Genomic DNA, 1,272 nt, shown 5'->3' with positions numbered 1-1,272 from the left:
CACTGCTGTCCCACAAAAATCACAAGAGGAACCTCAATTGAGGTTCCTCTTGTTTTATCACCCTCTTGTCTGGTGAGAATAGCGATTTCAAATACTTCCTTTCGAATAAGTTCACTTGGATAATTCTTAACATTCGTTGAACAGTCCAACCCTCTTGAGCCAGATACTTTGCAAAACTCACCAATAAATATGCAATTAAAGCGATCCATATTTGCGTTAATATTGCATTTCGACTGCGACCAATAAATGCTTTCAATTTTAGATTTTGTTTGATCGCTTTGAAGAATAATTCCACTTTCCAACGATCTTTGTAAATAGCCGCTATTGTTGATGCTGCTAAATGAAAGTTATTGGTTAAAAATTCAAACGTTCTCTTTTTGTCCTTATCATAAAATTCGATACGTCTTAATAATTTAGGTGCTCCACGTTTTTTTGCGTAAGCACTACTTAATTCAATATTTTCATCCGCAAGAATTCCTTTGCAAGTTAGTATCTTATTCTTTGATTTTACTTGATAGACTGTTTTAGGACGTAATCGTGTAACAAAACTGACTTTCCGATCCGTCATTTCTGCAAACCATTGATAGTCAACATAACCTTTATCAAATACCACAATACTCCCTGATGGAAATTTGAAAGGTCTTCCTTGCACCATATCATTTTCTATTCCATTTCCAAGCGCTACAAACTCAGGAATGGTATTACTATGATTTAATCCTACTGTGAGTTTTATACTCGCTTTTGATTCATGTACTTTTCCCCACGCACATAGTGAAAGTGATAAATCGATATGACTGGCATCAAGTGAATACAATGGATTCTTAAATCGAAATTTATGAGCAATTTTAGAATTTTCACAGTGCTTAAGTAGGTTGCTAAAAAGTTGTTGGTATAAACTAGCAGGTTGTTCTTCGTTAATTCTAGCAAGTGTACTTCGTGCAATCTTCTTAGCACCAAGGTGATATAGCTTTTCCTGTTGAGATTCCAGATTTGACTGAATATCTCTTAAACTTTGTCTGCAAGAGAGTTGGGACATAAGCATCGCAATGAATTGATCCCATCGAGTTGCAGATCGTAGCTTTTGCCCATGATGGTGTTGATTTGCTAAACGTTCAAAATCCTGTCTTAAAATAGGCTTGAGTAATTGATGAAATACGGTATTCTGATGTGACAAAACCTGAATCCTTTATAGTTGAAGTCTTTGTTAGCACTTACATTTTAACTATTTTGGACTCAGGTTTTTTATTTAAGTCAAACTATGGGACAGCAGTG

The 1,272-nt window shown here is 35.2% G+C and carries 1 protein-coding gene; it reads right to left on the bottom strand.

Translation table 11 applies throughout. The annotated features are described in order from the left end of the window. Positions 1-19: 19 nt before the first annotated feature. The gene (locus FTV04_RS16610; RefSeq protein ID WP_180090432.1) at positions 20-1,174 is read right to left on the bottom strand and encodes an IS4 family transposase; all 1,155 of its coding nucleotides are present in this window, start codon (positions 1,172-1,174) and stop codon (positions 20-22) included. Between the last annotated feature and the right edge of the window lie 98 nt (positions 1,175-1,272).

Source organism: Acinetobacter sp. YH12219 (assembly GCF_013417875.1).
Lineage (GTDB): Bacteria > Pseudomonadota > Gammaproteobacteria > Pseudomonadales > Moraxellaceae > Acinetobacter > Acinetobacter amyesii.
The sequence above is the reverse complement of the archived record's forward strand: the minus strand, read 5'-3'. Positions and strand labels throughout refer to the sequence as shown.